The 26,492-nt window shown below is 61.2% G+C and carries 21 protein-coding genes and 1 pseudogene; 7 read left to right on the forward strand and 15 right to left on the reverse strand.

Features of this window, described 5'->3' with window-relative positions; genetic code table 11:
* Positions 1-149: 149 nt before the first annotated feature.
* The 4 genes and pseudogenes from L0U84_RS04285 to L0U84_RS04300 form a co-directional block, all read right to left on the reverse strand.
* Positions 150-761 (reverse strand): hypothetical protein, encoded by a 612-nt coding sequence (locus L0U84_RS04285; protein WP_233848038.1) that lies wholly within the window; start codon positions 759-761, stop codon positions 150-152.
* The gene (locus L0U84_RS04290; RefSeq protein WP_233848040.1) at positions 758-3,127 is read right to left on the reverse strand and encodes a hypothetical protein; all 2,370 of its coding nucleotides are present in this window, start codon (positions 3,125-3,127) and stop codon (positions 758-760) included. The genes L0U84_RS04285 and L0U84_RS04290 overlap by 4 nt, the downstream gene beginning before the upstream one ends.
* Positions 3,081-5,117, reverse strand: a complete 2,037-nt coding sequence (locus tag L0U84_RS04295; RefSeq protein ID WP_233848042.1) for a hypothetical protein — start codon at positions 5,115-5,117, stop codon at positions 3,081-3,083. The genes L0U84_RS04290 and L0U84_RS04295 overlap by 47 nt, the downstream gene beginning before the upstream one ends.
* Before the next feature lie 151 nt (positions 5,118-5,268).
* A pseudogene (locus L0U84_RS04300) lies at positions 5,269-5,535 on the reverse strand (peptidogalycan biosysnthesis protein); the annotation flags it as partial.
* 150 nt (positions 5,536-5,685) lie between these two features.
* On the opposite strand from L0U84_RS04300, the gene L0U84_RS04305 reads away from it, so the two are divergent.
* Together L0U84_RS04305 and glnK are read left to right on the forward strand one after the other, a co-directional pair.
* Positions 5,686-7,398 carry an NAD+ synthase gene (locus tag L0U84_RS04305; RefSeq protein WP_233848043.1) on the forward strand — a complete coding sequence of 571 codons (1,713 nt, stop codon included), beginning with the start codon at positions 5,686-5,688 and terminating at the stop codon, positions 7,396-7,398.
* Positions 7,399-7,500: 102 nt separating this feature from the next.
* Positions 7,501-7,839: a P-II family nitrogen regulator gene (gene glnK, locus L0U84_RS04310; RefSeq protein WP_062126765.1), complete on the forward strand. Its 339-nt coding sequence runs from the start codon at positions 7,501-7,503 to the stop codon at positions 7,837-7,839.
* Positions 7,840-8,023: 184 nt separating this feature from the next.
* On the opposite strand, the gene L0U84_RS04315 is transcribed toward glnK, so the two are convergent.
* The 5 genes from L0U84_RS04315 to L0U84_RS04335 all read right to left on the reverse strand — a co-directional run bounded on the left by L0U84_RS04315 (position 8,024) and on the right by L0U84_RS04335 (position 13,078).
* Positions 8,024-9,181, reverse strand: coding sequence for a porin (locus L0U84_RS04315; RefSeq protein ID WP_233848044.1), 1,158 nt, complete (start codon positions 9,179-9,181; stop codon positions 8,024-8,026).
* A 609-nt stretch (positions 9,182-9,790) separates the two neighbouring features.
* A complete protein-coding gene (locus L0U84_RS04320; protein WP_233848046.1) occupies positions 9,791-10,570 on the reverse strand; it encodes an ABC transporter ATP-binding protein in 780 nt (259 codons plus the stop codon).
* A 38-nt stretch (positions 10,571-10,608) separates the two neighbouring features.
* On the reverse strand, positions 10,609-11,322 hold the full coding sequence (locus tag L0U84_RS04325; RefSeq protein ID WP_187635130.1) for an ABC transporter permease: 714 nt from the start codon (positions 11,320-11,322) through the stop codon (positions 10,609-10,611).
* Positions 11,319-12,008: an ABC transporter permease gene (locus tag L0U84_RS04330; RefSeq protein WP_233848049.1), complete on the reverse strand. Its 690-nt coding sequence runs from the start codon at positions 12,006-12,008 to the stop codon at positions 11,319-11,321. Before L0U84_RS04330 ends, L0U84_RS04325 begins: the two co-directional genes overlap by 4 nt.
* 293 nt (positions 12,009-12,301) lie before the next feature.
* Positions 12,302-13,078, reverse strand: a complete 777-nt coding sequence (locus L0U84_RS04335; protein WP_233848051.1) for an ABC transporter substrate-binding protein — start codon at positions 13,076-13,078, stop codon at positions 12,302-12,304.
* Between the two features lie 678 nt (positions 13,079-13,756).
* On the opposite strand from L0U84_RS04335, the gene L0U84_RS04340 reads away from it, so the two are divergent.
* Positions 13,757-14,467, forward strand: coding sequence for a pirin family protein (locus L0U84_RS04340; protein WP_233848053.1), 711 nt, complete (start codon positions 13,757-13,759; stop codon positions 14,465-14,467).
* Between the two features lie 153 nt (positions 14,468-14,620).
* On the opposite strand, the gene L0U84_RS04345 is transcribed toward L0U84_RS04340, so the two are convergent.
* Positions 14,621-15,154, reverse strand: coding sequence for a periplasmic heavy metal sensor (locus L0U84_RS04345; protein ID WP_233848054.1), 534 nt, complete (start codon positions 15,152-15,154; stop codon positions 14,621-14,623).
* 217 nt (positions 15,155-15,371) lie between these two features.
* Between L0U84_RS04345 and L0U84_RS04350 the strand changes: the two genes are divergently transcribed.
* Both L0U84_RS04350 and L0U84_RS04355 read left to right on the forward strand, forming a co-directional pair.
* Entirely contained in the window at positions 15,372-16,097 is a 726-nt protein-coding gene (locus L0U84_RS04350; protein WP_018419780.1) for a response regulator, read from the forward strand.
* Positions 16,081-17,397, forward strand: coding sequence for an ATP-binding protein (locus L0U84_RS04355; RefSeq protein ID WP_233848055.1), 1,317 nt, complete (start codon positions 16,081-16,083; stop codon positions 17,395-17,397). Before L0U84_RS04350 ends, L0U84_RS04355 begins: the two co-directional genes overlap by 17 nt.
* A 60-nt stretch (positions 17,398-17,457) precedes the next feature.
* Here the strand turns inward: L0U84_RS04355 and L0U84_RS04360 are convergent, their stop codons facing one another.
* The gene (locus tag L0U84_RS04360) at positions 17,458-17,724 is read right to left on the reverse strand and encodes a double-stranded DNA-specific endonuclease (RefSeq protein WP_233848056.1); all 267 of its coding nucleotides are present in this window, start codon (positions 17,722-17,724) and stop codon (positions 17,458-17,460) included.
* A gap of 228 nt (positions 17,725-17,952) precedes the next feature.
* Complete coding sequence (locus L0U84_RS04365) at positions 17,953-19,644, reverse strand: sensor domain-containing diguanylate cyclase (RefSeq protein ID WP_233848057.1); 1,692 nt, start codon at positions 19,642-19,644, stop codon at positions 17,953-17,955.
* A gap of 781 nt (positions 19,645-20,425) precedes the next feature.
* Here L0U84_RS04365 and L0U84_RS04370 point away from each other — a divergent pair.
* Both L0U84_RS04370 and L0U84_RS04375 read left to right on the forward strand, forming a co-directional pair.
* Positions 20,426-22,177, forward strand: a complete 1,752-nt coding sequence (locus L0U84_RS04370; protein WP_233848059.1) for an ABC transporter permease — start codon at positions 20,426-20,428, stop codon at positions 22,175-22,177.
* A gap of 19 nt (positions 22,178-22,196) precedes the next feature.
* Positions 22,197-23,543 (forward strand): ABC transporter ATP-binding protein, encoded by a 1,347-nt coding sequence (locus tag L0U84_RS04375; RefSeq protein WP_129958878.1) that lies wholly within the window; start codon positions 22,197-22,199, stop codon positions 23,541-23,543.
* A 68-nt stretch (positions 23,544-23,611) separates the two neighbouring features.
* Here the strand turns inward: L0U84_RS04375 and L0U84_RS04380 are convergent, their stop codons facing one another.
* From L0U84_RS04380 to L0U84_RS04390, 3 genes are all read right to left on the reverse strand, one after another.
* The gene (locus L0U84_RS04380) at positions 23,612-24,148 is read right to left on the reverse strand and encodes a hypothetical protein (RefSeq protein ID WP_233848061.1); all 537 of its coding nucleotides are present in this window, start codon (positions 24,146-24,148) and stop codon (positions 23,612-23,614) included.
* On the reverse strand, positions 24,145-24,723 hold the full coding sequence (locus L0U84_RS04385; RefSeq protein WP_233848065.1) for a hypothetical protein: 579 nt from the start codon (positions 24,721-24,723) through the stop codon (positions 24,145-24,147). The genes L0U84_RS04380 and L0U84_RS04385 overlap by 4 nt, the downstream gene beginning before the upstream one ends.
* A 344-nt stretch (positions 24,724-25,067) precedes the next feature.
* Positions 25,068-26,126, reverse strand: coding sequence for a sigma-54 interaction domain-containing protein (locus tag L0U84_RS04390; RefSeq protein WP_233848068.1), 1,059 nt, complete (start codon positions 26,124-26,126; stop codon positions 25,068-25,070).
* Positions 26,127-26,492: the final 366 nt, after the last annotated feature.

Genomic DNA, 26,492 nt, shown 5'->3' on the forward strand with positions numbered 1-26,492 from the left:
CTTTAGAATGGCTGTCCGTGATGCCCCGCCTGACTGATTTGTGGGGATATTTTCCAGCTTTGCTCCTTTGGCCCATTTCCGTAGCGCCTCTTCGTTCTCATGGCCTTGCTCTCGAGTCGAAAGTCGACGGGATACCATAGTAAACTCCCTCAATTAAGGGGTGCCACCTTGGCCAAGAGGCCGGTGAGGTTTGCAACTTTAGCGTTGAGATTGTCGATGACGCGTTGAGCTTCGATTCTATTATTCTCTAGCGCCAACGTCGCCGCACGTAGCTTTACCTCTGTCTCAGACATTCGCTCACGCAGGGCGATGATGTCGCCTTCCTGCTTGCGTGCTAGTGTTTCCCAGTAGTCGGCGCCTGCTTGCAGTGTTTCAATACGAGAAGTCTTGTTCGCGAGCAGTAACTGCTCACGACCTTTGGCGCGGAGCACATCAAGCACAGCTTTGACCTTCGACTGCAGGTCACTGTGATACGGTTCTGACAATGTTGAGCGTCGAGTTGTCTTGATAGACGAGAGTTCAGGAAACAACGTGTGTGTTGACTGACAGTTCTGCGTGCCATTCCAGCTAGCAAAATCAATTAGCCGTGGTGGATAATAGTCCAACAGTTGCTCGCCGTCAGAATCCCGAACTTCATTGCCAGCAGCATCTCGAAGCCACGGGATTGCTGTTCGTGACCAAGTCTCCAGAATTGCCAGTTTCGCCGTGAGGTTTGCCCGGACAATCTGCTTATTTCGTTCAGAGATATGCGATGCGGTCATTCTTTGCTCTCATCCAGAAGTTCGGACCAGTGCCGTACCAACTTGACGACTATTTCTTGATTTCCTGCCGCGACTTTCTCGTCGGCTTCGAGATACGCGTCAATGATACGGACGTCGTCTAACAATTGGTCTCGATGTGCTCGAGACAAAGACATATCTTGTGCGTCTTCCATGAGTTCGTGTCGTTCAGACCGCATGTATTTTCGGTAGCCTTCTGAAGTCAAAAGATTGATACATCCTGAGCAGATTTTGGGACCAGCTAGTTCTGGACGGACTGTGTAGCCGTCAAAGCAGTGAGCTTTCCGCGCAGCATGTCGTGCCGTGCCTGCCACACAGATGCCGTTATCCTTCTCGTTTGCCGCAAATCCGCGGTTGCGCACACACTCGGTGACGAGCTTAGCTTTGACCTCTACAGGGCTAGCGACGAATGTCGCATCCGCAGAGAGCCGCGTCATCATTTTGAGGAGGAGTCGAGCGAATGGTCCACCGATGTTTTCTCCTTTGAGGAGTCGAACGATTTTGTCCGTAAGATGCTCCTCGCGGACCTCGGCCAAAATCATACGAAAATTTAGGTCGTCTTCCTTGATGCGCCTGAGGATTTTCGCTGCCTTCTTATCAGGTTTTCGCCCATGCGGGTCGAGACCGTAGATGGAAGTCTCGTAAACGGTGGAGTGATTAAGCAGATAACGCAACGCAGCCAGAACTGGATTGTCGTATCGGTTGACGTAAACTAAGCAGTAGAAGCGACGAAAAACATTCCGATTTCTACCGAAGATTTCGATTCCGTCAATCTCCGCGAGTTTAAAAAAGAATTCGCAGTTTCTTGCTAGGTCAAAACCGATAGGATTGTCGTCAGCGAATCCTGTGAATGTGAAATTTCTCGAAGAAAAAAGCTTATCTCGACGGGCGACTTCTATATTTTCTGAATATTGCTTTTCAGGGCTGTTGAGTGGCCGGAAAATTTGTGATAGTTCCTCAAGGGATTGAATCGATTTAACTGCTATATTTGGTGCCCAATACTCCGTATAGTCGAAAAGTGTCTTCTCGATATAAACGTCCATCTTGTATTGTTCGCTTCCCTCGACGATTTCCCGGAGACAGCCAAAGTGGAGTCCGTAGTCTTTCCCCTGCCCAACCAGTTCGTTTCTCCGACGCGCGCAGCATGCCACAATGTTGAAGAACATCGCGACCTGGTGCGTGAGCACAAGATTTCTGATTGACGAGGCCCCATGAACAGGGCGGAAGATTCCACTTAGAGGTAAATTGTGGATTGATTGGAATTCTTCAAACGCCGTCTCGCACGCAGAATTCAAAAATCGAGCATAAACGTTTCTATCAATCACAAACTCTCGTGCGTGCGCTTCGAGCTTCGCCCGAATCGACTTGAGCATGCTCATAAGTGATGGGCCATAGTCGTAAAGCCAGCGCAAGGATAACTCGACAATCTTCACGACCGTCGGCAGCGACAAATTATCAGTGCGGCCATCATTTGCACCAGGTCTTCCAAATCGCTTGTCTGCTATGCTCGCGGGGCGAGGATATGGTTTGAAGGGCAGCGAATCAAACCCGTCCATGCTGAAGTAGAGTTTGTTGACGGCATTAAATGCAGTTTGGCAGGACCCGTGTGATGCTTCGATAATCGACGTGTCGGCGGTCTTGTATGGTTTAACTTCGTCAGTTATGCGTTGAAATATGCCATAAAACCATCCGGGTACTAAATGCCCAGCAATCGGAAGTCCAAGGGCTTGTTCTAGCTCTGAGATGTTAAGGGTAAAAAAGGTGTTGTTAAGGCTTCTGCCTCTTAGCCTATTTTGAAGGACTGAATCGCTTCGAAGTCGCCTCAACACGCGTCGAAACATGATGTTGTAGCAGTTTGCCTTCCACCATCCGAATTGTAGGATACGATGCTTATAGAGCTCGCTAATTTCTCTAGTGACCTGCGGTAGGCTGTAAATCCCTCGGCCAATCAGGAAGGAGAAAAATCTCAAACAGTGGTTAACGTTTGCCCTAACATGGTCCAATAAATTCGTTTTTACTTCGGAGAGGGTGCGCTTTACTGCTATTTTTATGGCCAAAACAAATTGCGGGAAGGTTATCAATGGGACGATTTGGCCTCGATAAATTCCCATATTTCCAGCAGTTCCGAGATTGACTGCATTCAGGTCAATCGACTCAATCCGCGATATTTTTGAGCCTAAGTCTCTCGCATCGAATCTTATGATGTCGTCATCCCAATCACTCAGGTACCGGGCGCCGGTGTTAGAGTCCACCGGGTCGGTTTCTATGAAAGCGTCGTCTGCCTCCTTTTGCTCAGCAGTGTCAGCTGGATTTGTCTCTACGAAGGTTCCTGCGGATTGCTTTTTCATGGAGAGTTGCCTCCAAAGAACGAAGTTGGCCGCCGAGTGGACTGTCAAGAATGACGCGATGCAGCGCTTCACAAAAAAGAATTCGGGGGAGATGATAATGGCGAAATCGTTCTCCGTTCGCAGCAATGAGTTTTGCCGTGTTCTTCGAATAGTAGTGGCGTTGATATGCGCACTGCTTTATCTCCGCTGCGCCGATTTCGAATGAGATGTTGCCGAGCGATTTAATCCATTTGTCGGCGACAGACTCGCCGTCCTCGGGGTGTTGTGAGGATGGAGGGAATAGCAGAAGAGTTTTAATCAGCTTGGTCTTTCGGTCGGTTGCATTATTATTGAATCTGAGGCGACCGGCCGAATACTCGAAGGCGGAAGAAAGGATGTCGCCAAAATCTTTGATAGTCGCTTCATGCGAAGTACGTAACGCAGTTCCGTCAATGTAGTGCATTGTTGTCGTGGCACTCGCGTGATTGGCCCGTGCTTGTGTGGCGCGAATATCCCTCCCATTAGCTAGGTAGAAATGAGAATGTGACTGTTTGCGCAGGTCATTGGCACGGAATCGCGGATGACGAATGAAGTCGCAAAATTCATTCAACTCATCTGAGTTCAACTTAAGTCGAAAATGACGAGACCGAAGTTCGGAGAGCGCGAGTGTCACGAATAGACTTGGGTCAGTTGAGTCGCCATATGTGTCGACGTTTTCTCGATGCTGTAACAGCATGTCGATTGCACGCACGGACGACAAATCCAACACTTCTCGGACGTCATTCCCATCATCTTCAGAGTCCTCATCGTTCTTGAGAAGTGGGGGCGCGAGGCCATTAGCAGTGTGGGAGGTCGGCTTGTTTTCGTTCCCCCGATTTGGGGGAACTGGCTGTTTGAGGTCCTCTGACTCATTCTGGCCGGACCGCGTCTTCAAGCCGGCAAGCTTATAGCCTCCTGGAATTTTTTGGACCCGGTGCTTCGTCAAAGTCATAACGGTGCCCTTATTCCAGCCAGTCGCGAGCATCACTATTACGAAGCATGCAATGACAACGACACGGGATAAATAAAACTCGCTTAACAGGATGCCAAAGCGCTCTTCGAATGTGTCGTGTGATATTAGAGGCGCAAACTCCGTGACTGCGCTCAATTCCATCCTGACATTGCTTGGCTTGTGTAGCTCGTACTGTTGGAGCATGTACGCTGCTAGCGCCAATTGAGATGATGGCGGTATCCCCTTGGGACGGTTGTGTTGGTGAGCGGTACCTCTCCTAAGCGCGCCTTTTGTTTGAGGGGGCAGAGGGACGTCTGAAATTCCCACATTCTTTGCATCGCAAATTGCGCGGACGATTTGGTCGTGGGAGTCGAGGATTGAAACGCAGGACGAACGGAGAACCTCTATTCGACCGGAGAAGTGTGCAAGTTGCTTCTTGTGGAGGTCGCTGGTGTCGGCAAATGCAAGGGCGCTTGCGGGGCGTATCAATTCGGGGTTGTGCAAACCAGGGTGGCTTCTGTCACTTAGCGTGTCATTCGCTCTGCTCGGCGACGGCTGGAGTTTTGTACGGTAGTCAACGTCACAAAGCAAAGTGCCGTTGCGGATTGGAATGACCGGACGGGTCAAGAACGCACGAGTCTTCTGCGCGTATCCAGAGCCTGCAGACTGCGAGCGCGCCAAAGCGTCCGTGTCGACGGCTTCGAGGACGTCTATGACGTTGGCTTCACTTAAGTGCGCAGACGGGTTGTTCAAGAGCACGCGAACAGATGTTCTTGTCGCGAGCGTCTTCAGGCTGTTCACGATTGCGGCGGCCTGCACGAAGTGTAGTTGGCTAGGTGCTGCTTCGACCGCCTCGCTCAACCATCCGCCTGCAGTCAACTTCAAGAGAGCAGTGTCAAGTACATATGTCTTGTAGGTCGTCGTGCCGTCCAACCTCTGCTTGGCAGCGAGACGCAATTGGTCGTCCCGCCAAATGTGCGTTTCGAGTGCACCGGGCTCTGTCCAATGCGCCACTGACATTTCTCAGTCTCCGCCCGAAAGCCTTCAAGTATCTTGGCAGATTTTGTTCGGGAAAGAAATTGAAGCAGGATGATGAATTTATTCCTTAAAAAACAAATAGATAGCACCTATCAATCAGTCGGGCAAATTTTTAGCACCCGCATAATATGGTGTACTCGCCGTACGAGTGGCCCTTCAGATAGACGGGTGCCGCCGCCGCGAGCTTGCCCGTGCGCGCATCGGTCAGCGTGACGAATTGCGGCGCCCAGCCGGTGTCGGCGACCGCGCAGCGCGTCGCGTCGAGCGCGCTCAGAAACTCGTGCCGCAAAAACGGCGTGGGCTGCGGCTGCGCGGCGAGAAGGGCGTTCCACTCGGCGGCGTCCACCTCGGAGGGCGATGCCAGAATGCCCGTGCGATAATCGATACGTTGCTGGTTCAATCTGAGTGACTGTTTGCAATGACCGGCGCGGCGCTGTGAAGCTGAAGCTGCCACGTCGTTCGTTGAGTTCGTTTATCCGGTTTGTTCAATTCCGTCGAGCCATCGAGCCGCGGTACCGCGAGCCGTGAAGGCTTGCCTGTCGATCCTGCCATGAAGACCCGAATCGCTCTTGCTCAAATCAATGTCACCGTCGGCGACTTCGCCGGCAACGTCGCGAAGATCGTCGCCGCCGCGCGCGCCGCGCACAGCGACGGTGCGAAGCTGCTGGTCGCGCCTGAACTCGCGCTGTCGGGTTATCCGCCCGAAGACCTGCTGCTGCGCCCCGCGTTCTACACCGCGAGCGCGGCCGCGTTGGCCGATCTCGCCGCGCAGCTGAAACCGTTCACCGGTCTGCACGTGATCGTCGGTCATCCGCTGCGCGACGGGTCGGACAATCTCGTGCACCATGCGGCGAACGGCCATGGTAATGCAAACGCGCCGATCGAGCGCGGCGTGCCGCCGGTGGATACGTTCAACGCGGCCTCGCTGATCGTCGACGGCGAAGTGAAGGGCACCTATCGCAAGCAGGATTTGCCGAACGCCGAGGTGTTCGACGAGAAGCGCTACTTCGCAGCCGATCCGCAGCCGTTCGTGTTCGAACTCGACGGGCTCAAGTACGGCGTCGTGATCTGCGAGGACGCGTGGCATGCGTCGGCCGCGCAGATGGCGAAGGCCGCGGGCGCGCAGGTGCTGCTGATTCCGAACGGCTCGCCGTATCACCTGAACAAGGAAGCGGTGCGCTTCGACATCCTGCGCGCGCGGATTCGCGAGACCGGTATTCCGATGGTCTACGTGAACATGGTCGGCGGCCAGGACGAACTCGTGTTCGACGGCGGCTCGTTCGTGCTCGACGCGCAGGGCGAACTGGTCGCGAAGCTCGCGCAGTTCGAGGAAACCACGGCGATCGTCGAGTTCGACGGCGGCACGCCGCTGCCGGCCGCGCTCGCGCCGGAGCAATCGATCGAAGCGCAGGTGTACGCGGCGCTCGTGATGGGTGTGCGCGACTACATCGGCAAGAACGGTTTTCCGGGCGCGCTGATCGGTCTGTCGGGCGGCGTCGATTCGGCGCTCGTGCTCGCCGTTGCGTGCGACGCGCTCGGTGCCGACAAGGTCCGCGCGGTGATGATGCCGTCGCGCTACACGGCGGACATTTCCACCACCGACGCCGCCGAGATGGCACGCCGGGTCGGCGTGCGCTACGACGAGATCGCGATCGCGCCGATGTTCGACGCGTTTCGCGGCTCGCTCGCCGAAGAGTTCGCGGGCCGCGCCGAAGACGCGACCGAAGAGAACATTCAGGCGCGTATTCGCGGCACGCTGCTGATGGCACTGTCGAACAAGTTCGGCTCGATCGTGCTGACCACCGGCAACAAGAGCGAGATGGCGGTCGGCTATTGCACGCTATACGGCGACATGGCCGGCGGCTTCGCGGTGATCAAGGACATCGCGAAGACGCTCGTGTACCGGCTTTGCCGCTATCGCAACGCGGCCACTACGTTTGCGACGCGCGACGTGATTCCCGAGCGCATTCTGACGCGCGCGCCGTCCGCCGAACTGCGCGAGAACCAGACCGACCAGGACAGCCTGCCCGAATACGAAGTACTCGACGCGATCATGCGCATGTACATGGAAGAGGATCGTTCGCTCGCGGAGATCATCGCGGCGGGCTATCGGGTCGACGACGTGAAGCGCGTCACGCGCCTGATCAAGATCAACGAATACAAGCGCCGTCAGGCGCCGATCGGCATTCGCGTCACGCATCGCGCGTTTGGCCGCGACTGGCGTTATCCGATCACGTCGCGCTACACCGAGCCGGTGGAGTGAAAGACGACGCCCGCGCGCGGATGCCGCAATGCATCCGGCGCGGCGTAGAATAAAAATCATCCTTTCCCTTTCCACTCTTCCCATCAAGAGACGAGGTTCGCCATGAAGCGCATCACCGCAGTCATCAAACCGTTCAAACTCGACGAAGTGCGCGAGGCGCTCGCGGAAGTCGGCCTCACGGGCCTGACCGTTACCGAGGTCAAGGGTTTCGGCCGCCAGAAAGGGCACACCGAGCTCTATCGCGGTGCGGAGTACGTGGTCGACTTTCTGCCGAAAGTGAAGATCGAAGTCGTGGTCGCGGACAGTCAATGCGATCAGGTCATCGACGCGATCATCGGCGCGGCGCGTACCGGCAAGATCGGTGACGGCAAGATCTTCGTGGCGGAGGTCGAGCGCGTGATCCGTATCCGTACCGGCGAAGAGAACGAAGCAGCCGTATAAGCTGCGCAAGCACGCACCGGCCCGGTGCGCGCAACCGCAAAAAACGCGCGCAGAAGAAAAAACGGTGCAATACCCTTGCGGATATTGCACCGATACGCGCCTCTCGCAGCAGCGTGAAAAAGATTCTCTTGGAGAAATCTGTGTTGCGCCCCGAGGGCATCGCCCCCGGGGTACACGCGTTCGATTAGAACGAGTGCTGGATACCTGCGTACACGCCGCTTTGCTGGCGGCCTTGCAGCGGGTTGTCCGTCGCGGCAGCGAAGCCCGCATTGTTTGCGTTCAAGCCCCAGTTCGCATTGCGGCTGTTGCGCACCGTTGCGGCCTGCAGGTCGACCAGCGTGCGCTTCGACAGGTTGTACGAACCGCCAACCGTGTAGATCGTCGCATTGCCCGCGCCGTTGTTGCCGTTCACGTGGTAGACCGCCGCGATCAGCGCTGCAGCCGGCGTTGCCTGCCACGTCACACCGCCCCATTCGTGATCCAGCGTGGTCGGCTGACCATATGCAACGCCCGTCGCACCTGCCGAACGGACTGCCTGGTAAGCGGCCTGGACCTTGAACTGGCCGAGGAACACGTTCAGCAGAGCCGAGTACTCGCGCGATGCCGAGAACACGCCGTTGCCCGTGTTAGCCGAATTGATGCCGTTGTTGGCGACCGGGCCACCCCACAACCCACCAGTTGTCGGGTTGCGGATTTCGTCGTAGATGCCTCGAACCTGGAACAGCGAGCTCGTGTAGGTGACCTGCGCGCCAGCTTCGCGACCTTGCGGGGTCGTGCCGTTGCCGTTCCAACTCGTCGCATTCGACAGCGCGTATTGACCGTAGAAGTCAAAGCCTGCGATCTTCGGCGACTGGTACGCGAAGTTGTTGCTCGACTGCGGCCAGTTGCGGCCACGCACGAGCGATGCCGACGACCAGTCGGACTGACCGAACGGGTCGAAGTCCCACACGCCGTTCGAGATGAAGAGCATGCGGCCCATCGTGAACGTACCGTACTGGTTGTTCGACACACCGACCGTTGCCCAGCGATTGAAGAGGCCGCCGCCGCCAGGACCTGCACCCGTCATCGTGTTGAACGAGCCTTCCAACTGGAACAGAATCTTGTTGCCGGCGCCGATGTCTTCGACACCCTTCATGCCCCACAGGCTGGTACCCCAGTCGCCGCTTTCCGCCTTGAAGCGGTTCGAGCTCGTGTTGGCCGCGCCGTTGGCGTTAGCGCCGGTCGGGACGCCCGACATGTACTCGAGACCTGCATCCAAACGGCCATACAGCGTGACGCTGCTCTGAGCGTGTGCAACAACGCCGGCCGACATCAGCGCCGCGGCGAGCAAAGCTTTCTTCATCTTCTCCTCCATACCCTGTCAAAAAAAGAAACCCAGTACTGCGAGTGGTGTTCGGACGCGATCAGCACCGAACAGAAAGCGGTACCAGGGGAGAGTGGCGGGTAGGTCTCCTGCCGTGACATGTAGCGTCGAGCTATCTTTGCGTCACGCCGATCCCCACGTCGACCGGTTCTCCTCTGTGTTTTGAAGTGAAACTACTTTTAATCAACTTTGTTTTGCTACTTTGGTTACCAATTTATCAAAAATAACTTTAACTGGGAGAAGAAATTAGTACCGCCCACAGGTGGTGTCGCCAAATTGCAATACGAATCTGGGCCCGGAACCCGGGTGATGCCTCGGGAAAACGCGCAACGCCTTGCCAGGCAAGGGAATCGCGCCTCGGGAGGGGTCGTATTAAGGATTGCCACTATTGACGAGTCAAAAGTGACAGGGTAGGGCGAAACAGCGGCCTGAATGGCCCGTTTTGTGGGATTTTCGGCGCTTTTTCGTGGTTCGAATGGCCGGACGGACGAGGGCGGCAAAAAAGAAAAAGGCGCTCGTAAGCGCCTTGTAAAACTACATCGACTACATTTCCGATGCCATTCGCATCATGAATGGCAGGTAATTTTATTACTTGAGACTGCCCGACAGGAATTGCTTCAGGCGTTCACTCTTCGTGTTCCTGAATACTTCGTCGGGATGACCTTCTTCCTCGACGCGGCCCTGGTGCAGGAACATAACGTGATTCGACACGTTTCGCGCGAAGCCCATTTCGTGCGTGACGACGATCATCGTGCGGCCTTCCTCGGCGAGCTTCTGCATCACCTTCAGCACTTCGCCGACGAGTTCCGGGTCGAGCGCGGAGGTCGGTTCGTCGAACAGCATCACGTCGGGGTGCATCGCCAGCGCCCGCGCGATCGCGACGCGCTGCTGCTGGCCGCCCGACAGATGCGACGGATACTGTTTCTCGAGACGCGGCGCGAGGCCGACCTTTTCCAGATATTCGCGTGCGCGATCCTCGGCTTCCTTGCGCTTCAGACCGAGCACATGCACCGGCGCCTCGATGATGTTCTCGAGCACGTTCATGTGCGACCACAGGTTGAAGTGCTGGAACACCATCGACAGCTTCGTGCGCACGCGCTGCAGCTGCTTCGGGTCCGACACGCGCAACGCGCCGTCCTTGGCGGTCTGCGTACGCACTTGCTCGCCGTCGACGAAAATGCGCCCGGCGTTCGGCTGTTCGAGAAAGTTGATGCAGCGGAGCATCGTGCTCTTGCCCGAACCGGACGATCCGATCACGCTGATCACGTCGCCGGCATTGGCTTTCAGCGACACGCCCTTGAGGACTTCATTGTCGCCGTACTTTTTGTGAAGCTCGTCGACGAAGAGCTTCTGCTTCTTGGAGTTCATCAGGATCCTAAAGAGCTTGCTTGTCCAGGGACGCGCGGTTACTTGCCTTGCGGCCGCAGGTAAGCGAGCCAGCGACGCTCGGCGCGGCGGAACAGCCACACGAGCGCGAAAGAAATACACAGATACAGCAGCGCGGCGATGCCGAACGCGTTGAACGACTGATACGTCGCCGAGTTCACATCGCGCGCGATCTTCAGGATGTCCGGTACCGTGGCCGTGAACGCGACCGTGGTCGCGTGCAGCATCAGGATCACTTCGTTGCTGTAGTAGGGCAGTGCGCGGCGCAGCGCCGACGGCAGAATCACACGCCGGTACAGCGTGAACGACGACATGCCGTACGCGCGCGCCGCTTCGATCTCTCCATAGGGCGTCGCCTTGATCGCGCCCGCGAAGATTTCGGTCGTGTACGCGCAGGTATTCAGCGTGAACGCGAGCAGCGTGCAATGCATGCCGTCGCGGAAGAACGCGTTGGTCAGCTCGTTGTTGCGGATGATCTCGAGGCTGTACAGACCCGTGTAGCACAGCAGCAGCTGCACGTAGAGCGGCGTGCCGCGGAAGATATACGTATACAGCCACACGAGGCTCGCGAGCCATTTCTTCTTCGACACGCGCGCAACCGCGAGCGGCACCGACAGACAGAAGCCCAGGCCGATCGACACGACCAGCAGCCACAACGTGATCGCGACACCGGTGAAGCGATAGCCGTCGGTGAACAGATAGTTGCGCCAGTATTGCTGAATGATCTCGATCATAGATCCGCCTTTCGCACGCCGGTCGAGTAACGCTTTTCGAGGTACATCAGCACGAAGTTCGACACTGTGGTGATGACGAGATAGATCGCCCCCGCGAGCAGGGTGAAGAAGAAGAACCGCAGCGTGCCCTTGCCGGCGTCCTGCGAGGCCTTGACGACGTCGGCGAGACCGATGATCGACACGAGCGCGGTCGCCTTGACCATCACCTGCCAGTTATTGCCAATGCCCGGCAGCGCGAAGCGCATCATCTGCGGGAACATCACGCGCGAGAACACCTGCCAGCCGGTCATGCCGTAAGCCGCGCCCGCTTCGAGCTGGCCGCGCGGCACCGCGAGAAACGCGCCGCGGAACGTCTCGGTGAAGTACGCGCCGTAGATGAAGCCGAGCACCGCGACGCCGGCCACGAACGGGTCGATGTCGATCTGCTCCCAGCCCATCGCGTCGGTCAGGTTGTTCAGCCAGATCTGGATGCTGTAGAACAGCAGCAGCATCAGCACGAGATCGGGCACCCCGCGCACGAGCGTCGTGTACACGGTGCCGACGCCGTTCGACAGGCGGTTCTTCGACAATTTCGCCGCCGCGCCGAGCAGGCCCAGCACGAACGCGAGCGCGAGCGAGAACACCGCCAGCTTGACGGTTTGCCAGGTGCCGCTGAGAAGCAGCGGGCCGTAGCCTTGAAGGAACATAGGTAGTCCTCGACGATGCGCTTCTCGCGCACCGCGAAAGACGCGGCCAGCGTTGCGCCGCGTCGGGGACGAGCGCCTGGCTCGCCGTGATCCGCGGCGCACAGCGTGCCGCTGTGCAAATCATGCTGCAAAAACGTTGGTGTTCCTGCAGCGCGCTTTTGGGACTTTCGTCTCGGATTGTTTTTGAATCTACTGCCGGGCGTTTCCACCCTCGCTGCCTCTTTCACTGCTACTGCTAGTGCTACTGCCGCCGGTCGGCGCCGGCTTGCTATCCAGTATCCTGCCTGTTTCGCTCAACGGCCAGGATAAATGTCGAAGTCGAAGTATTGCTTTTCGAGCTTCTTGAACGTGCCGTCCTGATGAACCTCGGCGAGCGCCTGATTGAACTTCGCCTTCAGATCGGCATCGCCCTTGCGCAGACCGATCGCGGTGCCTTCGCCGATCGTTTGCGGATCCTTCACTTCCGGACCTGCCCAGGCGAAACCCTTGCCGCGCGGCGTCTTCAGAAAGCCGGCGTCGGCCTGAACTTCGTCCTGCAGCGCCGCGTCGAGACGACCCGACGCGAGATCCGCGTACACCTCGTCCTGATTCTGGTACGACACCACGATCACGCCCTTCGGTTCCCACCAGGCCTTCGCATACTGTTCCTGGGTCGAGCCCTGCTCGACGCCGACGTGCTTGCCCTTCAGCGATTCAGGGGTGGGCAGGAGCGGCGAACCGCTTTTCGCGATCATGCGGGCGGGCGCGTCGAACATCTTGTCGGAGAAGTCGATCTGCTCGCGGCGATTGTCGGTGGCGCTGAGCGAGGAGATGATCGCGTCGAACTTGCGTGCTTTCAGCGCGGGAATGATGCCGTCGAGATCCTGCGCGACCCACACGCACTTCACGTTCATCTTCGCGCACAGCGCGCGGGTCAGGTCGGCGTCGAAACCGACGATGTTGCCGTCAGGCGCCTTCGATTCGAACGGCGGATAACTGGCGTCGACCCCGATGCGCACCGTTTTCCATTCTTTCGCCAGCGCGCCGGTGGCCATGACTGCCAGAGCCACGCACAGTGCGAACTTTTTCATGTTTCTCCTGAATCAAACTGATCGTCGTGATGACTCGACTCGACGAGCACCGGCCGAGTGCCGACGGTCGCTATTCTAGGCGGTCAAAATTGCCGTGCCGCTGGGATTGTCGCCGCGCTCTGGTCGTCCTTGCGCGGGCGAGTCGTTCGCCGTGGCGCGCTGGTCCGGCGCGTTCGTCGCAGCTCGGGCGCGCCTCGCACGGGTGCGACCCCGGGCCGAAGTCCATAGCACACCGGCTTCGGCAGGCCCGGCGGGGCTTGCGGGCGCGGCCTGCAGGTCCAGCGGGACGTCCGCGCGGCTCGAAAAGCGCGGTATTTTACCCGAAGAGCGGCAAGCTGCCAGTGCGGGGCGCCAGCGAGCGGCGCGACGCCGCGCCGCTCGTTGTCCGTGCGCGACGCCGGCGAGGTTTTCCGGGCGCCGGGCCACCGGGCGCCGGGCTTCCGGGCGCCGGGCCACCGGGCGCCGGGCCACCGGGCGTCGGGCCACCGGGCGCTGGGGCGCCGGGCGAAGACCTCCTATGCCCCGGGTTTCCCCGCTCGATGGGCTCGCCGGCAGCGCCGCGCGCGATTGCATGCATCGATGGAACGCTGCGGTGCGGTCTCGCACGATTGTTAAGTGGGCGTGCAGCCCCTACATTCCCGGCATCGCTCTGATTGATTACTTACCGGGAGACTTTCCATGATCGAGATTCGCCGCTCCGCAGAACGCGGCCACGCCAACCACGGCTGGCTCGACTCGTATCACAGCTTCTCGTTTGCCGACTACCGCGACCCCGAGCACGTGCACTTCGGGCCGCTGCGCGTGATCAATGAAGACCGCATCGCCGGCGGTCAGGGTTTCGGCGCCCACGGGCATCGCGACATGGAGATCGTCACGTATGTGCTCGAAGGCGCGCTCGCACATCGCGACAGCATGGGCAACGGCTCGACGATCCGTCCCGGCGACGTGCAGCGCATGAGCGCCGGCACCGGCGTGCAGCATAGCGAGTTCAACGCATCGCGCGACGAACCCGCGCATCTGCTGCAGATCTGGATCATTCCGCGCCGCGCGGGCGATCAGCCCGGCTACGAGGAAAAGCGCTTCGACGCCGACAGCAAGCGCGGGCGCCTGCGCGTGATCGCGTCGCCCGACGGCCGCGACGGCTCGGTGACGATCCATGCGGACGCGTCGATCTACGCGGGATTGTTCGACGGCGCCGAACATGCGACGTTCGCGCCGCCGGCGGGGCGCCTCGCCTATCTTCACGTCGCGCGCGGCACGTTGAGCGTGAACGGCACGGTGCTCGAGGCGGGCGATGCCGCGAAGCTCAGCGACGTCGACACGGTGATGCTGGAAAAGGGCGACAACGCGGAAGTGCTGCTGTTCGATCTCGGTCAGTTGAACGGCTGATTCGCGCGGCCTGCCTGGAAGGCGGCGAGTAGGGGCCAACCCGCAGGGCCCAACCGCAGCGCCCAACAAAAACGCCACGGAAAACTTCTTCCGTGGCGTTTTTCTATTAGCGAGGCGCCCTCCCTGGCCCACCTCGCGGATGCAACATGCCGCTTACTGATTAGCGGCCGGCGCCGACGCCGCGCCCTTGTGATGCTCCCAGCGCTCGCTCATCTTCTCGTGACGCTGCTCCATTCGCGCGAAGCGCTGCTTCAGCGCCGTGCTGACGGTGGTCTTCTGCTGGTCGTTCAGGCCGTTATAGAACTTCAGCCATGCGTCGGTGGTTTGCTGACGCAGTTGCGCGTCCTTCTGCTCGATCTGCTGATGCGTGGCGGCCATCGCGTTCAGATCGAGGATCGGCTGCTGCTGCGCGGCCTTGAACTGGTCGTGAATCCGCTTGTGATTGGCGCGCATCGCTTCGTGGTTCTGCTTCATCGTATCGAGCGCGCTTTGCCACAGCTTTTCCTGATCCGCGTTCAGCTTCAGCTGGTCGTGGAGTTGGGTCAGTTCCTTCATGAAGTGGCCGTGCCAGCCGCCGGGGCCGCCGTGCGCCTGCTCGGCGGGTTGAGCGGCATAAGCGGCGCCCGCGCCGATGGCGAGAGCGGTGGCAGCAACGGCGAGAACGCGCGACATCTTTTTGGTGGACATATGAGGCTCCTTGTAATGGAATAGCCGACGATGCAACCGGTCTTTGGACTGCCTGCACTCGGTAAGGCACAGCGTAGAGAACCGAGTGCGCCGCTGTGTTACGCGCCCGAAAGCGGCTATTACCAGCAATTACGTGCGCCTTTCACCGTAACACCCGGTAACCCTTGAGGCGGTTCGGAAAACGAAATCCCTTTCTGCTGCGCGTTAAACTTCATTCATGGCTACTCAAATCCTGGTCGTCGACGACGACGTCGAACTGCGCGATCTGTTGCGCGACTATCTCGCCCGTCAGGGCATCGAAGTTTCGGTGCTGCACGACGCGGGCTCGCTCGAACGGCGCCTCGAACGCGAGCGCCCCGACCTCATCGTGCTGGACCTGATGATGCCCGGCGTGGACGGTCTCACCGCGCTGCGCAAGCTGCGCGCGTCGGGCGACGACATCCCCGTCATCATGCTGACCGCGCGCGCGGACGACGTCGACCGTATCGTCGGGCTCGAACTGGGCGCGGACGACTACCTCGGCAAGCCGTTCAATCCGCGCGAACTGCTCGCGCGCGTGCAGGCGGTGCTGCGCCGCCGCCGCACGCTGCCATCGGCGGCCGCGCCCGAGCAGCGCGAGCCGTTCAGCTTCGGCCGCTTCACGCTGGACTTCCAGTCGCGCACGCTGCATCTCGAAGACAAGCCGCTCACGCTGTCGGGCAGCGAGTTCGCGCTACTGAAGATTTTCGTCAATCACCCCATGCGCACGCTCACGCGCGAACGCCTGCTGGAGTTGCTGCACGGTCCCGAGTACGACGGCACCGACCGCGGCATCGACGTGCAGGTGTGGCGCCTGCGCCGCATTCTCGAAACCGATCCATCCACGCCGCGCTTCATCCAGACGGTGCGCGGCCGCGGTTACGTGTTCGTGCCGGACGGCGAGCAGCATGCGTCGGCCCATTGATTCGCTGTTCGGGCGACTCGCGCTGCTAGTCGTGGCGGTGCTGATGCTGTCGCATTTCGCGTGGTATGCGCTGATGCGGCTTGAACGTTCGCAACTGCAAACGCGCTACGCGGTCGAGGAAGCGACCTTCCTCGTCGACGCGGTGCGTCAGCACGTCGCCCGAACACCGGATCAACCGTTGCCGTCGCGCGTGAAGCTGGTCGACCCGGCGAGCCCGGACGTGCCGGCAGCCGGCGCGAACATGCCGCCGCCGCTCGAGCGTTTCGTCGAGGACGTGCGCGACCGCATGCCGGCCAACACCCAGGTGCGCATCGGTCCGCCCGGCGGTCCGCCCACGCTATGGGTGCGCGCCGCGTCCGATCAGAACTGGATCGTCGTGCCCGTGCAACCGCTGCGTATGCCGCGCTCGCTCGACCGCACGGTCTTGTGGCTCGTGATTATTTTCTCGTTCGCGGTGATGGCGGCACTGTTCGCCGCTTGGGCGCTGCAGCGGCCGCTGCGCTTGCTCGCGCAGGCGGTCGGGCGCTTCGGCCGCGGGCTGCCGGTGCCGCCGGTGCCCGAGCGCGGGCCGCGCGAGTTGCGGCAACTCACGCACGGCTTCAATCAGATGGTGCAGGAAGTCGCGCGCACCGAGAACGATCGCGCGGTGATGCTGGCCGGTGTCGCGCATGACCTGAAGACGCCGCTCGCGCGTCTGCGACTGCGCGCCGAAATGATGGACGACGCGAAGACGCGCGACGGCGTCGTGCGCGACGTCGATTCGATGACGCATATCGTCGAGCAGTTCCTGATGTTCGCGCACGACGGCGCGGACCGCAGCGAACCGGTGGAAGTGGATGCGCAGTGCGAACGTGTGGTGCGCAGCTATCGGGCCGTGGCCACCGGCGCGCCGACCGTCCACACGGAACTGAACGCCGGGCCGTCGTTTATGTTGCCCGCCGCCACGCTCGACCGGATCCTGTCGAATCTGCTCGACAACGCGCATGCGTACGGCGCGCCGCCGGTGGTCGTCGCGACCGCGCGCACGCCGCAGGGCTTTACGCTATCCGTCAGCGACAACGGCAAGGGCATCGCCGCCCAGGACCTGATCAACGCGAGCCGGCCGTTCGTGCGGCTCGATCCCGCGCGCGGCGGCAACGGCCATAGCGGGCTGGGCCTCGCGATCGTCGAGCGGCTCGTGCGGCGCGCGGGCGGTGAATGGGAAATCGGCAATTACGGCGGCCGCGGTCTGCGGGTGTTGATGAGCTTTCCGCTCGAAGTGCTGCCGCGGGTCGCGACGGCCTCGGAAAACGCCTGGTAGGAGCAGGGTGTTGAGGTCGCGATGCGGGCGCCGGGCGTCGACATCGCGAGTGGTGAGAGGTCAGTCCGAAAACAACGTATTCAACGCGTTTGCCGTTTCGCTATCCACCGTATTCCACGTCACCGATTCCGCCTCGAAAATATAGTGCGTCGTATATTTGCCGAGGCGCGCGAGAATTTCCTCCTGAATCAGTTCCGGTGCAACCTCCAGTTTCAGATACCACGCGGTCGACGACAGACGCGTCTGGAACGCGCCGTATTCGGCGAGCAGATGGTCGAACGCGTCAGCGTCCTGATCGCGACAGACGATCACCAGATTTCCCTTCATGCGAATCTCCCGTTAGAGCGGTAGTGACAATCCAATATCAGGATTGATGATACCTGCTTAGTTGCGGGAAGCTCGGCGTCGATTTCAGTGCGAGGAGGGTGCCGGCGTGGGGGTGCCGGCGTGGGCTGGCCGGGTAGAGGGGGGATATCGTCGCGCGCCGCGTGTTCGGGCGAGCGTCAGGCCATCATCGTTCGATTGCCGGACACTCACCGGGCAGTCACCAGGTACTCACCAGGCATTCATCGCCGTACGCGTAGGCGGCGCCGTATCGTCGGGCGGCAGTGCTTCGGTTCGGTCGCGGCCGCCGGTCTTCGCCGCGTACAGCGCGGTATCGGCGCGGCTCATCAGGCGCTCGGGCAGATCGTCGGGCGACAGCTCGGTGATGCCGATGCTCACGCTAAGCCCAGCCGACGCCGGAAGTTTCGGTGAGGGCAGCGCTTTCAACCGCAGCCGCAGACGCTCGACGACCTCGCGCCCGCTGGTGAGATCGGTGGACGGCAGCAGCAGGCCGAATTCTTCGCCGCCGAGCCGGCCGATCGCGTCGGAGCCACGCAGCTCGGCGCGACACGTATCGACGAAATGTTGGAGCGCGTGGTCGCCGGCGGCATGGCCGAAGCGGTCGTTGATCTGCTTGAAGTGGTCGAGGTCGGCGATCGCCATGCACAGCGGCTCGCGGCCCGCGTGCGCGCGATCGATCTCGTGGCGTAGCAGGTCGAGGAAGTAGCGCCGCGACAGCGCGCCGGTCAGCGCATCGTGCCGCGCCTCCGCCGACAGCAGCGTGTTGGCCGACTGCAATTGCTCGGCGAGATCGCGTGTCGCGCGATGGTGGCGCCGCTCACGCACGTAGGACACGGTAATCACCCACGCGAGCGCGACGGTGCCGGCCAGCGTCAGGAACACCAGCAGATGGTCGCGCTTGTGGTTGCGCAGTAGCTCCGGCCACGCGGCGAGCGGATCGACCAGATGCGCGGAGAGCCCCGAATTCAGTCCGCCGCGGTTCTGATAGAGCGCCGGGGCCGGCTGTTCGATCATGCCGAACAGCTGCGCGGCGACCGACGCCGGCACCCACGGCGCCTGCTCACGCACTTGCGTGTCTTCGCGGATCAGCATGTCGGGGAACGTGTCGCGGCGATAGATGATGCGCCGCTCGGCGGCGCTCATCTGCGTGACGCGCGAGTTCGGCAACGCATGGCCTTCGAGCGCGCTGTTGTGCGCCATGATGATGACGCCGTTGTCGTCGGACACGAAGGTGCCCGCGTGCGCGACCCAGTGGCGCAATCGCGCGATTCCCACCTTCGCGACCACCGCGCCGACCAGCAGCCCGTCCGAGTACACCGGCGCGGCGATGAAGATGCCCGGCTCGCCGCTCGATCGACCCACGCCGTAGGCTTCGGAGAATGCGCCGAGCAGCGCGTTGGTCAGATAGCCGCGTGCCCGCATGTCCACGCCGACGAACGATTGCTGCGCGCCCTCGGGGTTCGACATCGTGCTGCTCGACGCGACGCAGATGCCGTTCGCGTTGACGATCCAGACCTGATCGAGGCCGGAGAAGCCCTGCGCGTCGTGCAGGAACTTGCTGACCGCTGCCATCTGCTGATCCTTCAGCAACGCGGCTCGCAACGCGGGTTCCGCCGCCTCGCTGTTCGCGGCATAATTCTGCGATTGCACGAGGGCACGCTGGACCACGTCCATTTCGGCCATGGTTGCGGGGATGGCGCGGGACATCGCGAGGTCGCTGGCAATCACTTCGGCCATGTTGTCGACGATCGACGTGGACATTTGCCGCTGCGTGTGCAACGCCGCGTCCAGCTCTTGCTGTACCATCCGGTCCGCGACCATGCCAGCCACGAACCAGCAGACGAGTACGATCAGCACGAAGCTGATCGGCCCGGCTACCTGGCGCAGGGTTGTCCTGTTCATCGACCCTCTGATCCGTCTGGCTGTGACATGCAACTTGCTCGTTGGTGGGCAGCGCTCTCTCAACGCTGTGTCATTTCTTGTGCTGGCTGCGGTTTCGTCCGGTCACGCGCTTCGTGCGCTGCGCCGTCGCCATGTCCGGAATGAGCCGCTTATAAACAGGTACGACGTTTCCCGATTTTAACCGTCGCGGAGCACGTTGCCACCGTTATTGCTGGGATGCCGTCCGCATATGCCGAGCCGATCAGATTCTTAACGGCAGCCGCGCCGCATTCTTGATAGCTGTGCGGGCTAATGGGGAGATCGAGCGAGGACGGGCGGGGCGACGCGCCGATGTGGCTTGCGCGCCACGCCGCGAGACGGTGTCGCGACGTGTCACGCTGAAGTACGCGGGAGCAGGATACAGTGCGGCGCGGCGACGCGAGCGGAGGCTTGCTGGAGCCTTACGCCACGGCCTCGCGACGCCATATCACAATTTGCGGCGAAAGGTTGTGCCTGAAACACAGGATGGTGTAGTGTCGTGCCGTCCAAAACGAGGAAAGCCCGCCAGCCCTCGGGCGGCGCCCGCGGCGACAGGAGTCCGGCGTGATGGTTGCGGTCGTGGATGACGCGTCCACGAACATGCCCATTGCCGGCCCACGTGTCTCCAACACTAACGATTTTCCACGCACGCGCGTTTTGCCATGCCTGATTTCCGCTTTCCGGACCGACCCATAGACCGCCGCGCGGTAGCCGCGGCATCCTTCGAGCGTTCGAATGCCTGTTTCAATGGGGAGGGCATCTGATGGATTTCAGCTTCGACCTGAAGCGCACCGCCAATGCATCGGCATGGCGCGTACTGCCCAACCGCTGGGACTTCGTCGCGTTCCCGCTGATCATCTGTCTGATCGCGATGGCGTCGATCGGCTTTCACGAGACGCTCGCGCCGATGTCGACGTTAAAGACTCAGGCGATTTCGCTCGATCCGGCCAACCTTCCCGAGTACGCGATGCGCACCACGCTGCGCATGCTCGCGGCGATGGTTGCATCGCTGATCTTCACGCTCGTGTACGGCACGCTCGCCGCCAAGAGCCGCCGCGCCGGTCTCGTGCTGGTGCCGATTCTCGACATCCTGCAGTCGGTGCCGGTGCTCGGCTACATCTCGTTTACCGTCACGTTCTTCCTCGCGCTGTTCCCGGGCCGCGTGCTCGGCGCCGAGCTCGCCGCGATCTTCGCGATCTTCACGAGCCAGGCGTGGAACATGACGTTCAGCTTCTATCAGTCGCTGCGCACGGTGCCGCGCGATCTCGATGAAGTGTCGCGCGGCTTTCATTTGACCTCATGGCAGCGCTTCTGGAAGCTCGAAGTGCCGTTCTCGATGCCGGGCCTGATCTGGAACATGATGATGTCGATGTCGGGCGGCTGGTTCTTCGTGGTGGCTTCCGAAGCGATTACGGTCGGCAACAACACGATTACGCTGCCGGGTATCGGCGCGTATCTGGCGCAGGCGATCAGCGACAAGAACCTGCACGCGATCGGCTGGGTGATCCTCGCGATGACGGTCGTGATTCTGGCCTACGACCAGTTCCTGTTTCGTCCGCTCGTCGCGTGGGCCGACAAGTTCCGCATGGAGACCACCAGTTCAGGTAACGCGCCGGAATCCTGGCTGCTCGACCTGATCCGCCGCACACGGCTGATTCACCGTCTGCTCGTGCCGCTCGGCTGGATGCTCGCGCGTGCGGCTCGCCTGCGCTTCCAGCTGCCGGCGTTCAGCGCGCCGCGCTTTCACATTCCGCAGAGCGAGAAGAGTTCGAAGCTCGGCGACATCATCTGGGCGGCGATCGTGCTGGTGGCCACGGTGTACGTGGTGTACCGCGTGTTCCTGTATGTGCGCACCGGCGTGTCGATGGACGAAATTGGGCACGTGTTCGTGCTCGGCCTGATCACGCTGCTGCGCGTGGTGCTGCTGATCGCGATCGCTTCCGTGATCTGGGTGCCGATCGGCGTGCTGATCGGCCTGCGGCCAGCGCTCGCTGAAAAAGTGCAGCCGCTCGCGCAGTTTCTCGCCGCGTTCCCCGCGAACCTGCTGTTCCCGGTGTTCGTGATCGTGATCGTGCGTTTTCACCTGAACCCGGACATCTGGCTGTCGCCGCTGATCGTGCTGGGCACGCAGTGGTATATCCTGTTCAACGTGATTGCCGGTGCCAGCTCGTATCCGAACGACTACCGCGAGGCGGCCACCAATTTCCACATTCGCGGCTGGCAGTGGTGGCGTCAGATCATGTTGCCGGGCATCTTCCCGTACTACGTGACCGGCGCAATCACCGCGTCGGGTGGTGCGTGGAACGCGAGTATCGTGTCCGAGTTCGTGCAGTGGGGCGATACCAAGGTCGCCGCGCACGGTCTTGGCGCCTATATCGCGCAGACCACCGCCGCGGGGGATTTTCCGAAGATCATCGTGGGCATCGCCGTGATGTCCCTGTTCGTGACCCTGTTCAACCGTCTGCTGTGGCGTCCGATGTACGCCTACGCCGAAGGCAAGCTCCGTCTAGATTGAGAAATGAAGGCTTAACGCGATGCAAAATCCTAAAGCTGCTATGACTGCCGCGCCGATCCAGACGCCGCCGAAGCCTCCGCGCCTCGGCGAGGAAATCCTGCGCGTGAAGGACGTGTGCCGCGGCTTCAACAAGACGCAGGGCGAACTGCTCGTTCTCGACGACGCGAACCTGTCGCTGCGCGAGGGCGAGATCGTTGGTCTGCTCGGCCGTTCGGGCTCGGGCAAATCGACGCTGTTGCGTATCATCGCCGGCCTGATCGAGCCGACCGACGGCGAAGTCACGTACATGGGCAAGCCGCTCGCAGGCCCGGCAAAGGGCGTCGCGATGGTGTTCCAGACCTTCGCGCTGTTTCCGTGGCTGACCGTGCTGCAGAACGTCGAGGCGGGTCTCGAGGCGCAAGGCGTCGGCGCGTCGGAGCGGCGCACGCGCGCGCTCGCCGCGATCGACCTGATCGGTCTCGACGGTTTCGAAAACGCGTATCCGCGCGAACTGTCGGGCGGGATGCGCCAGCGCGTTGGTTTCGCGCGCGCGCTCGTCGTCGATCCGACGCTGCTGCTGATGGATGAGCCGTTCTCCGCGCTCGACGTGCTGACCGCCGAAACGCTGCGTACCGACCTGCTCGATCTGTGGACCCAGGGGCGCATGCCGATCAAGGCGGTGCTAATCGTCACGCACAACATCGAGGAAGCGGTGTTCATGTGCGACCGCATTCTGGTGCTGTCGTCGAACCCGGGCCGCGTGATCGCCGAGATCAAGGTGCCGTTCAAGCATCCGCGCAATCGTCTGGACCCGGCGTTCCGCCGCCTCGTCGACGAGATCTACGCGAAGATGACCGCGCGTCAGACCGACGAGAAGACCAAGAAGGGGCTCGAGCTCGGTAGCTGGCTGCCGCACGTGTCGACCAACCTGATGGCTGGTCTGATCGAGACGCTCGCCGCCGCGCCGTATCACGGCCGTGCGGACATGCCGGAAATCGCGCGCTCGCTGCATCTGGAGGTCGACGATCTGTTCCCGATCGCTGAAGTGCTGCAGCACCTCGGTTTCGCCGACGTGCGCGAGGGCGACATTTTCCTGACGCCGCCGGCGCGGGTGTTCTCCGAGTTCGGCACGCAGGAACGGAAGATGATGTTCGCCGAGCATCTGCTGCGGCACGTGCCGCTCGCGGCGCGGATCAAGAAGGTGCTGAACGAGCGGCCGGGGCATCGCGCGCCGCGGGTGCGCTTCGAGCAGGAGCTGGAAGACTTCCTGTCGGATAGCGCGGCGGAAGAGACGCTCGACGCGGTGATCAACTGGGGCCGTTACGGCGAAATCTTCTCGTATAACGACCAGACCGAAATCTTCAGCCTGGAAGACGTGGAGGCTTGACCCTGCGTTGCCGCGGACAACACTGCGGCTCAGACCAAAAAAGCGGCGAGGAAAACCTCGCCGCTTTTTTATTGCAGATTGCCCCAGCGTGCGACCGCCGGCTCGGCCGTCGCCCACTTCCAGCCCTTGTCCTGCTGGCACGCGCTCGCCGTGAACCACCTCTCGGGCGAGTTCGGGGCGTCGCCGTCCTGCACCGAGAACACGAAATCTTTACACAGCGCGAGCGCCGAGTTGATCGTGCGAGTCACGCGCACCTGGCCGTGGCCGTTTTCGATCGGCAGCGTGTGCTTGACCGACCACGGTTTCGTTTCGCCGACCGGCATCGTGCCGACCAGCGCCGCCATCAGATCCTGCTGATCCTTGTGCATGCTGCGCATGTAGCGCGCGACCGCTTCGTCGGTCGCGGCCTGCACGGCCACGCCGACGCCGAGCGCGACGGCCGGATTACTGGTGACGATGCCCGACGCGACACCCGCCGCCGCGCCGCTCGCGGCGCCGATCGACGAGCAGCCGCTCGCCAGCAGACTTGCGCCGACGCATAGCGCGCCTGCTGCGACGAGCCGCAGCCGATCCCCCATCGCAACGCCAGGCGAACGCAATTTCATTGCAGCGCACCCCAGCGCTCGGTGGCGGGTTCGGCCGATGCCCAACGCCAGTCCTTGCCATCACGGCAAACCGATGCGATGTAGAAGGCGCTGCTCGCGGGCTTGTCGCGCGTCGCGGTCTGGTCGACGGAGAAGACGATTTCCTTGCAGTCGAGCGCGCCGGTGCTGATCAGACGGCTGACGGTCACGCGGCCGTGCTCGTCGTCTTCGATCGGGAACGAGTGGGTGATGGTCCACGGGGCGACTGCGCCGACCTCGAGCGGACCGGCCGCCTGCGCGATGCTGTTCTGCGTATTCGTGTGGACCACGCGCTCCGAGTACTGCACGCCGGCGCGCGCGGCGGCGACCGCGCCGAGACCGATACCGGTCGCGACCGCGGCATTGCTGGTGACCTTGCTGGCGACCGCGGCACCCGCGATACCGGCGCCCGCGACCGCGCCTTCCGAGTACAACGAACTACAGCCGCTCAATGCCGACGACACCACCAGCGCCAGCGCGATCAACGTCGTTACGTGGGGGCGTTTGATTGCGACAACGGACTTCGCGTCGTCAGCCCACACCATGTTCTTTTGCATTTCTCCCGTCCCTGCCCGTACAGGTGCCTGCGTTCACGCGTCGCGCGTGTAAACGAAGGACACGTCGTTTATTACGCTGCCGCATTGTGCAGGATGCGTTTTGTAATTGGCAGCGAAAAAATGCAAGAAATTGCAAAACATCGTGCGCTGCGATGTTTTCTGTTGCATGGGTGGGCAGTTTTACCTGGCTGTGCCAGGTATTTGGGACGTGAGGCAAATTTGCCGCGGGTGCGAGAACTGGAGGAGGTGGATTCGGTGCCGCGAAAAGGGGAGGGGAAAAGATCACGGCGAACGGCGCGACGGCGGCCGCCGCCATCGGTGAACGGCCCGCCGTTGCAAGACGCCTAGGAGTCGGCTTCGTCTTCCCCGCTGTCGTCGCCGTATGCGCTCAGCCGGTTGTACAGCGTTTTGAGGCTTACGCCGAGCGCTTTGGCCGCACGCCGCTTGTCGCCGCCGCAGTACTTCAGCGTGCCGAGAATGATCTGCTTCTGAGCGTCGGCAAGCGGGGTGCCGATCCACACGCTCATCGCATCGCCTTGCGTGACCGCTTTCTTGACTCGCGACGCAAGATGCGGATGCGGCAATTCGACAGTTTTCTCCGCGAGAATGAACGCGCGATACACGGCGTTTTTCAGTTCGCGCACGTTGCCCGGCCACGACCAGGAGCGCAGCGTTTCGATCGAGCGTTTGCTGAAGCTCTTGCTGGTGCCTTCCTGCTGATTCAATTGCGCGAGGAAGTATTGTGCGAGCAGCTCGCGGTCGTTTTCGCGCTCGCGCAGCGGCGGCGCGCGCAGCGGAAACACCGCGAGCCGGTACATCAAATCCTCGCGCAAGCCGTTTTCCTTGACGGCCACCGCGGGGTCGCGATTGGTCGCGGCGATCACGCGCACGTTGCCGCTGATGAGCTCGTTGCCGCCGACTCGATAGAACGTGCCGGTTTCGAGCGCGCGCAGCAACTTGACCTGGCGCACCGGCGCCATTTCGGTGATTTCGTCGAGAAACAGCGTGCCGCCGTTCGCGTGTTCGAAGTAGCCGATGCGACCCTGCACCGCGCCGGTGAAGCTGCCTTTTTCGTGGCCGAACAGTTCGGCTTCGATCAGCTCATCGGGAATCGCGCCGCAATTCACGGCGACGAACGCGCCTTCCTTGCGGCCGCTGCGCTCGTGGATGGTGCGGGCGATCAGCTCCTTGCCGGTGCCCGATTCGCCGATGATCAGCGCGGTCGCGTCGGTATCGGCGACGCGTTCGATCTGTTCGTACAGATCGAGCATCACCGGCGACGAGCCGTACAGCAGGCCGTACGATTTCAGTCCCGCGACGGCGTCCGCGCCGCGCTGCTTCGCTTGTGGCGAAGCACTGCCGCCGGCGGACACGGTGGGCGAGTCCAGATCGATTGACGCCATAAAAGGGGGAGTCCTGTGCAAATGAAGTTCGTGTTGCGGCGCGCAGGCCTTGAATGCGATAGACCAGCCACTATCTCATAAAAGACGATTTAACCACTTCGACGCTGGTTCCGGCAATCGAACTGGCAGACGCTGAAATAGCCGGGCGCGAATTCGGTCGAAAGTGCTCGAAATTGGCCTTTTTCAGCGCACTAAAGCGGTAAATATACCGGGCACGTGCTTTGCAACATTGACCGTTTGATCGAGTCGTGCGAGCTTTCGACGGCTACGTCGGATCGCTATCGCCGAGGGCGAACCGGCAACCCGCATCGGGCGCCGAAGCCCGAACGATTGCGCCGGTCGACGCGCCGATTCCGCAATCGCACG

Origin of the sequence: Paraburkholderia sp. HD33-4 (assembly GCF_021390635.1) — a bacterium.
Taxonomy (GTDB): domain Bacteria; phylum Pseudomonadota; class Gammaproteobacteria; order Burkholderiales; family Burkholderiaceae; genus Paraburkholderia.

Coding starts and splice junctions, on each gene's coding strand:
- L0U84_RS04285 (WP_233848038.1), bottom strand. CDS start 761: ATGACCGCATCGCATATCTCTGAACGAAATAAGCAGATTGTCCGGGCA.
- L0U84_RS04290 (WP_233848040.1), bottom strand. CDS start 3,127: ATGAAAAAGCAATCCGCAGGAACCTTCGTAGAGACAAATCCAGCTGAC.
- L0U84_RS04295 (WP_233848042.1), bottom strand. CDS start 5,117: ATGTCAGTGGCGCATTGGACAGAGCCCGGTGCACTCGAAACGCACATT.
- L0U84_RS04305 (WP_233848043.1), top strand. CDS start 5,686: ATGAAGACCCGAATCGCTCTTGCTCAAATCAATGTCACCGTCGGCGAC.
- glnK (WP_062126765.1), top strand. CDS start 7,501: ATGAAGCGCATCACCGCAGTCATCAAACCGTTCAAACTCGACGAAGTG.
- L0U84_RS04315 (WP_233848044.1), bottom strand. CDS start 9,181: ATGAAGAAAGCTTTGCTCGCCGCGGCGCTGATGTCGGCCGGCGTTGTT.
- L0U84_RS04320 (WP_233848046.1), bottom strand. CDS start 10,570: ATGAACTCCAAGAAGCAGAAGCTCTTCGTCGACGAGCTTCACAAAAAG.
- L0U84_RS04325 (WP_187635130.1), bottom strand. CDS start 11,322: ATGATCGAGATCATTCAGCAATACTGGCGCAACTATCTGTTCACCGAC.
- L0U84_RS04330 (WP_233848049.1), bottom strand. CDS start 12,008: ATGTTCCTTCAAGGCTACGGCCCGCTGCTTCTCAGCGGCACCTGGCAA.
- L0U84_RS04335 (WP_233848051.1), bottom strand. CDS start 13,078: ATGAAAAAGTTCGCACTGTGCGTGGCTCTGGCAGTCATGGCCACCGGC.
- L0U84_RS04340 (WP_233848053.1), top strand. CDS start 13,757: ATGATCGAGATTCGCCGCTCCGCAGAACGCGGCCACGCCAACCACGGC.
- L0U84_RS04345 (WP_233848054.1), bottom strand. CDS start 15,154: ATGTCCACCAAAAAGATGTCGCGCGTTCTCGCCGTTGCTGCCACCGCT.
- L0U84_RS04350 (WP_018419780.1), top strand. CDS start 15,372: ATGGCTACTCAAATCCTGGTCGTCGACGACGACGTCGAACTGCGCGAT.
- L0U84_RS04355 (WP_233848055.1), top strand. CDS start 16,081: ATGCGTCGGCCCATTGATTCGCTGTTCGGGCGACTCGCGCTGCTAGTC.
- L0U84_RS04360 (WP_233848056.1), bottom strand. CDS start 17,724: ATGAAGGGAAATCTGGTGATCGTCTGTCGCGATCAGGACGCTGACGCG.
- L0U84_RS04365 (WP_233848057.1), bottom strand. CDS start 19,644: ATGAACAGGACAACCCTGCGCCAGGTAGCCGGGCCGATCAGCTTCGTG.
- L0U84_RS04370 (WP_233848059.1), top strand. CDS start 20,426: ATGGATTTCAGCTTCGACCTGAAGCGCACCGCCAATGCATCGGCATGG.
- L0U84_RS04375 (WP_129958878.1), top strand. CDS start 22,197: ATGCAAAATCCTAAAGCTGCTATGACTGCCGCGCCGATCCAGACGCCG.
- L0U84_RS04380 (WP_233848061.1), bottom strand. CDS start 24,148: ATGAAATTGCGTTCGCCTGGCGTTGCGATGGGGGATCGGCTGCGGCTC.
- L0U84_RS04385 (WP_233848065.1), bottom strand. CDS start 24,723: ATGCAAAAGAACATGGTGTGGGCTGACGACGCGAAGTCCGTTGTCGCA.
- L0U84_RS04390 (WP_233848068.1), bottom strand. CDS start 26,126: ATGGCGTCAATCGATCTGGACTCGCCCACCGTGTCCGCCGGCGGCAGT.